The following is a 6,172-nucleotide window of genomic DNA, read 5'->3' on the forward strand; positions in this document are numbered from 1 at the left end:
CCCTCCACCGCCGGACGCCGTAGACAGCCGTACCCACCGCCAGCACTCCCGTGCCGAGGACCACGGACGTCCCCGGCAGCGAGAACGCCAGGACGAGACACCCGGCGAGCCCGACCGCCGGCAGTACCCGAGCCACCGGACCGGGCCGGAGTGTCCAGGCCGACGCGTTGGCCACCGCGTAGTACACCAGCACCCCGAAGGAGGAGAACCCGATCGCGCCCCGCACGTCCACGGTGGCGGCCAGGACGGCGACCACCGCTCCCACGGCCGCCTCCGCCCGGTGCGGCACCCGGAACCGGGGGTGGACGGCGGACAGGGAGCCCGGCAGATGCCGGTCACGGGCCATGGCCAGCACCGTCCGCGAGACACCCAGGATCAGGGCGAGCAGCGAACCCAGTGCGGCCGCGGCCGCCCCCGCCCGTACCGCCGGCGCCAGTTCCGGAACCCCGGCCGCCCGCACCGCGTCGGCCAGCGGCGCGCCCGAATCACCCAGCCCCCGTGCCCCCAGCACCGAGAGGACGGCGACCGCGACGGCCACGTACACGACCAGGGCGATGCCCAGCGCCAGCGGGATCGCACGCCGGACGGTGCGCGCCGGATCCCGTACCTCCTCACCGAGGGTCGCGATCCGGGCGTACCCGGCGAAGGCGAAGAACAGCAGACCGGCGGCCTGGAGGACGCCGCCCGTGCCGCCCGGTGCCGTGAAGGACAGGCGTCCGGCATCGGACTGCCCCGAGGCCAGGCACGCGACCACCACGGCAGCGAGGACGGCGAGGACGACGGCCACGATCACCCGTGTCAGCCACGCGGACTTCCGCACACCGCCGTAGTTCACCGCGGTCAGCGCCACGACGGCCGCGACCGCCACGGCGTGGGCCTGCCCCGGCCAGAGGTACGCGCCCACCGTGAGCGCCATCGCCGCACAGGAGGCGGTCTTCCCGACCACGAACGCCCAGCCCGCGAGGTACCCCCAGAACTCCCCGAGCCGCTCCCGCCCGTAGACGTAGGTGCCGCCCGATTCGGGGTACAGCGCGGCCAGGCGCGCCGACGACATGGCGTTGCAGTAGGCGACCACGGCGGCGGCCGCGAGCCCGAGGAGCAGTCCGGAACCGGCCGCCTGTGCCGCGGGCGCCAGAGCGGCGAAGATCCCGGCCCCCACCATGGAGCCGAGACCGATGACGACGGCGTCCCCCACACCGAGCGTGCGGCGCAGTTCGGAACCGGAGCGGGCTGTCATGAAGCCGCACCCTACTGACCACGGGAACCGTCACACGCCATCACGCCGTCCTCCGCCCCAACACGGCGTGAACGGGGAACACCGGACGCGGGTCCCACCGACCGCCCCGGGGCGGGAGCGCGATACGAGAAGGAAGGACAGGGGCAGGAGCAGACGCGGGGAGGGGCGGGGGACAGGACGCGACGATCACCGAGCGGGCCGGTCTGAAGCCGCCGGCCGGAACGGTCGCAGGTCCCCGCTGCCGGGCCGCGCCCCCGAAGGCCCCATCGGGAGACCCCTCCCGGCCTCACCGGAGCATTCACCGGTGGCCGGGCCCGCGCCCGTCGGCCGGGCCGCCCGATCACCGAGGACTTCCACGCCGGTGTCACCCGGACCACCGCGGCAGGCGGCCCCCGGCGTCTCCCGAGCGCGCGCGGCTCCTCTTCGGCCGCTCCAGCGGCCGACGCCGCCGGCCTCCCGGGAAACAGCCACCGACCGGAAGGGCGGGCGCCCGAAGACACCCGCCCTCCCCCTGCGTGCATCCACGTACGCACGCGGCGCCCGCGGCGCCCGCGGCGCCCGCGGATTCACCCTCCGCTCGGACGGACCTAGCGGTAGTTCACGAACTGCAGGTCGAAGTCGAAGTCCTGGCCCTTGAGCAGGGAGATGACGGCCTGAAGGTCGTCACGGCTCTTGGAGGAGACCCGGAGTTCCTCGCCCTGCACCTGAGCCTTCACGCCCTTGGGGCCCTCGTCCCGGATGAGCTTCGCCACCTTCTTCGCGTTCTCCTGGGAGATGCCCTCCTGGATCGACGCGAAGAGCTTGTACTCCTTGCCGGAGAGCTGCGGCTCACCGGCGTCCAGGGACTTCAGCGAGATGCCCCGCTTGATCAGCTTGGACTGGAAGACGTCGAGGACGGCCTTCACCCGGTCCTCGGAGTTCGCCTCCAGGAGGATCTTCTCCCCGGACCACGAGATCGAGGCGCCCACACCCTTGAAGTCGTAGCGCTGCGAGATCTCCTTGGCGGTCTGGTTGAGGGCGTTGTCGACCTCCTGCCGCTCGACCTTCGAGACGATGTCGAAACTGGAGTCGGCCATGTCCTGTGGCTCCTTGTATCGGGTTGTGTAGGGGGCCGGGATCCGGATGCGTACCGGCTACCGGCGCATGAGGGCGGCCCTCGAGCCCGGCATCGGTCCCGGGCCGCGTCCACACAAGCCTAGCCACCCCGGGGTCCCCGGGTGGCGATCAATCGGGTGGCGGAGCACCCCTCCCCATCAGGTATCGTTTACGTCGTTGCCACGGAGCACCGCCGCAAGGCGGTTCGAGGGCAGCGACCTTGGCGGTGTGCCCGAGCGGCCAAAGGGAGCAGACTGTAAATCTGCCGGCTCAGCCTTCCCAGGTTCGAATCCTGGCGCCGCCACACTGGGGAAGACCCCCTCCGACCAGCCATCACGGCAGGTCGGAGGGGGTTTCTCGTTGCGGGACTCCGTTCGATTCGTCGTGCCCGGGGTGAGGACGTGTCTCACCTCGTACCGCTCGTATCCCACCGTTGGTCAGTGCGTGTCCCCCAGGTGTCCCCCGCGGGTGAGCATGATCACTCGGGCTCGTTCCACTCCCGTAGGGCCGCATCGATCCGGCTGTTCGCACGCTCCCGGGTCTGGTCGAGAACCTTGGCGTACACCTTGTGCAGCACTGCGATGCTGTGGCCGGCGCGGCGGGCGCACTCCATCGCGTCCACGCCAGAACTGAGCCAGAACGACACCCCGGCGTGCCGCAGGTCGTATGGGCGCCGGGCCAGCAGCGAGGCTGTCTCTGCCTCGCTCAGCACGTCCCGGCGGGCTTTCGCCCATACCTCCCCGTAGCCGGTCTCCTGTAGCGGACCGTTGCGGTTCGTCCGGAAGAGCCGGCCGTCAGGTGCTGTGCCCTGCTCTGCGATGTGCTGCCGCAGCATGCGGACGAAGTGCGGAGGGATGGGCACCGGTCGGGAATCCTTCTCGGCACGGGCCTTGAGGTGGCGCATCTCGTGAGCCGTCCCATCGTTCGTCCAGCTCCGTCCGGCCCGGACGATGCCCTGCCGCAGGGTGAGCATGCCCCATCCCGTTTCCGGGAGGTGGCACTGATCCGCGCGCAGTCCGGCGGCTTCGGCCGGCCGCATGGCCGCGTAGTACAGGCAGCCGAAGAACGCCTCCAGATGCCGCCCGCGGGGCCCCTGCTCACGGATTCCCGCCAGGAGGGCGCGCACCTGACGCGGATTGGCGACGCTTTCGAGGTCCACCGCCTCTACCGACTTCGGTGCGGTCCACTTCACGGCCGCGAGCGGGTTGACCGGGACGGTGAAGTACTTCTCCTCCACGGCGAGCCCCAGAACGTCACTCAGGCACGCACGCTTCCGCTTCGCGGTGCGCGGTGACGCTGTTTTCCCGTCCAGCCGCAGCGTGAGGGCGTCGAGGGCCAGGCGTACGGTCGCGGAATCCTCCAGCGCGGACACCGGCATGGAGTGCTTGGCGACCCAAGCCAAGGCGCGAGCAACGTCGTCCGGCGGGGTCTCGTTCCAGCGGTTGCGGTTGTACGCCCACCCGTAGAGCGCCTGCCGCATGAGCGCGGCGTCCGGCATGCCCACTCTTGTCTTCACGAGCGCGGGAGTGATGGTGGCCAGCGCGTCGGCGTAGTTCCGCCGTGATTTCGCTGGGGCTTGCACCCATTTGCGGTCGATGTAAGCGCGGCTGTGCTCGTACCAGGTGATGGAGTTCTGTTTGGCGCGCAGCTCGGAGATTGGGAGGCCCGTTTCTTCGTCGAACTGGTCACCGCGCCGCACGGCGGACATGAGTTCCGAGCGGCGCCCTTCCGCCTGCGCCTTGAGTGTGTAGCTCTTGGAGTGCTTACGCTCTCCGACCAGCCAACGAAGGCGGTATGGCTTCGGCCGGTCTTTGCGGATCTCGATGGAGTAGAGGCGAACGTCGTACGTGAGTGGCATGCAAACTCCAGAGGGGCCCACTGGAAGCGGGCCCCTCGTGTCTGGTGTGTGCGGATGGTGGTCGATCAGGTGGCGTCTTCCATTGACGACCACCAGGCATCAAGGTCGCTGCGGCGGCAGCGGAGCTGTCCGTTCGGGAGCTTGATGAGCTTGGGGGCCTTACCACGGGCGCGCATGCGGTAGAAGGCGGCGCGGCTCATCTCGATCTCTTCGAGGACTTCACGGAGCTTGAGCTTTTCGGTGCCGGCCAAGGCTGTAACTCCTTCTCGGGGATGAGTCGTCCAGGGAGGGGCTCTGAGGTCCGCTACTTCCGCTACCGCCGCTACCTCGCAGGTCAGGGGCCTGTTGGAGGTAGCGGGAAGGGGTAGCGGTAGCGGATGGGTAGCGGCAACCGGGACCGGTTGCCGCTACCGCGTTGTTACTGGTCAGACTGCGTTTTCGGTGCCGGGTAGCGGAGGTAGCGGACTTTCCGGGGGTGGGGGGCAGTAGCGGGCCCACGCGTCGGTCAGATCGGCGGCGTAATAGCCCTTGAGGACGCTCCCGGCGGTCTTGATGTTGCGGGACGCGATCGGCTCGTTGTCCACCGTCATGTACTCGGCCAGCATCTTGGACAGGCGCCGGTTGTCCAACGGCTTGCCGTACAGGTCTGCCCATGGGGCGTCATCAAGGGCGTTGAGCCGGTCCAGGATGGCGACGGTGGGCAGCCGATCGATACCGACCATGACGTGATCGCGGAGGTCGGTGAGCAGCCGGACTCCGAGGCTGCCTTTGTCGTTGGCCTGGGAGGCTTTGACCAGGGTCACGCATGCTTGGCGGGCCCGGTCGGGCCAGTGGCCGCCAATGGCGTCGGCGACGGCGAGGAGGGGTTCCCATACGTCCGCCGGCCGGTCGGTGACCCCGTTGGGCATGTCCGGCCACGCCCCCATGACGTGCTCGCGCGCCTGTTCCGCCCACGCGGCGAGTCGGTCCCGCAGGGCGTGTCCCTCGGCTTCGTGGACGCGGGCCCGGAAGGGTTCGACCTTCTCGTTCCTGGCGCGGCGGCGCATGCGGATAATGACGGAGCGGCTCAGGATCGTGTCCGGCAGGGAGCCGAGACCGGCGACCGCGACCGCACAGTACGAGGGGAACGCCTGAACGGTCTGCTGTCCACCGTCACCGATACATCGGTACGTGACCCCGGTCCGGCGGTGGCCTGCGTTGAGGAACCCGCGCAGTTCCTCGTTGTCCCCGGCCTTGGGGCCGAAGATGGTGTCGATCTCGTCGAACAGGATAGTCGGCTTGCCGGTGCCAGCGGAGACGGACCGGAACAGGGCGGCGGCGGAGGCGTTGACGGCCGTCATGGGTTGCGGGACCAGCGTCTCGACGATCTCCAGCGCCCTGGTCTTGCCGGACCCCGGTTCGGGGGACAGGAAGGCGATGCGGGGGGTGGAGTCGAAGCAGTCGAGCAGGTGCGCGTGAGCGTCCCACAGCGCGACGGCGACGAACGCGGCCTCGGTGGGGAAGACGTTGAACCGTCGGTGGAAGGCTTCCACCTCGTCCAGCAGTGCGGTTCCGTCGATCGTGGTGGGGGTCATGCGGCGTTCCTCCGTTCCGGCATGGCGGGCGTTCCGGCGCAGCCGGACCGGTGTGCCTCGTATTCGGTGACCAGGGCGACTACGGCGTCCTGCCCACGGGCGGCGCGGGTCTGTCCGCAGGGGCAGGTGTAGGCGGCGGTGGGGATGCCGCCGTGCCGTGTGGACCAGCGGGCGCCGTCGTAGTGGTGGCGGTAGACCGGTGGGGCGTAGATGCGGATACCGGGCCGCTCCGGGGTCGGGTCGGCACTGGGGTGCGTTCCGCCGGCGGGGAATCGGTTCGAGCGAAGAGCAGTGACGACGCCCTGACGGGCGGCGCCTGTCGGATCGCCCACGGCTGGCCGGGCGCTGCTCGGTTCGGCGGCGCGCGGGCCGGTGGGCGGAGCCGGTTGGCCTTCCAAGCGGGGGCGG

Annotated in this window: 6 protein-coding genes and 1 tRNA gene; 1 reads left to right on the top strand and 6 read right to left on the bottom strand. The window is 70.1% G+C overall.

Going from position 1 to position 6,172, the window contains the following annotated elements:
• Both AOK18_RS23915 and AOK18_RS23920 read right to left on the bottom strand, forming a co-directional pair.
• On the bottom strand, window positions 1-1,237 hold a 1,237-nt coding region (locus AOK18_RS23915; protein WP_055695674.1), incomplete at its 3' end, for an APC family permease.
• Between the two features lie 587 nt (window positions 1,238-1,824).
• Window positions 1,825-2,313, bottom strand: a complete 489-nt coding sequence (locus AOK18_RS23920; protein WP_055570592.1) for a YajQ family cyclic di-GMP-binding protein — start codon at window positions 2,311-2,313, stop codon at window positions 1,825-1,827.
• Between the two features lie 241 nt (window positions 2,314-2,554).
• Here AOK18_RS23920 and AOK18_RS23925 point away from each other — a divergent pair.
• Window positions 2,555-2,636: transfer RNA gene (locus tag AOK18_RS23925), tRNA-Tyr, on the top strand.
• A 174-nt stretch (window positions 2,637-2,810) separates the two neighbouring features.
• On the opposite strand, the gene AOK18_RS23930 is transcribed toward AOK18_RS23925, so the two are convergent.
• The 4 genes from AOK18_RS23930 to AOK18_RS31305 form a co-directional block, all read right to left on the bottom strand.
• Window positions 2,811-4,190, bottom strand: a complete 1,380-nt coding sequence (locus tag AOK18_RS23930) for a tyrosine-type recombinase/integrase (protein WP_055695675.1) — start codon at window positions 4,188-4,190, stop codon at window positions 2,811-2,813.
• A gap of 65 nt (window positions 4,191-4,255) precedes the next feature.
• A complete protein-coding gene (locus AOK18_RS23935; protein ID WP_055695676.1) occupies window positions 4,256-4,441 on the bottom strand; it encodes a helix-turn-helix transcriptional regulator in 186 nt (61 codons plus the stop codon).
• Window positions 4,442-4,615: 174 nt separating this feature from the next.
• Complete coding sequence (locus AOK18_RS23940; RefSeq protein ID WP_055695677.1) at window positions 4,616-5,764, bottom strand: DUF3631 domain-containing protein; 1,149 nt, start codon at window positions 5,762-5,764, stop codon at window positions 4,616-4,618.
• The coding region (locus AOK18_RS31305) for a hypothetical protein (protein WP_338119134.1) at window positions 5,761-6,172 on the bottom strand (412 nt) is incomplete at its 5' end. The genes AOK18_RS31305 and AOK18_RS23940, both read right to left, overlap by 4 nt.

Origin of the sequence: Streptomyces prasinopilosus, from assembly GCF_001419695.1 — a bacterium.
Taxonomy (GTDB): domain Bacteria; phylum Actinomycetota; class Actinomycetes; order Streptomycetales; family Streptomycetaceae; genus Streptomyces; species Streptomyces prasinopilosus.

Excerpts from the sequence above, each read along its gene's own strand:
- AOK18_RS23920 (WP_055570592.1), bottom strand. The coding sequence starts at position 2,313 with ATGGCCGACTCCAGTTTCGACATCGTCTCGAAGGTCGAGCGGCAGGAG.
- AOK18_RS23930 (WP_055695675.1), bottom strand. The coding sequence starts at position 4,190 with ATGCCACTCACGTACGACGTTCGCCTCTACTCCATCGAGATCCGCAAA.
- AOK18_RS23940 (WP_055695677.1), bottom strand. The coding sequence starts at position 5,764 with ATGACCCCCACCACGATCGACGGAACCGCACTGCTGGACGAGGTGGAA.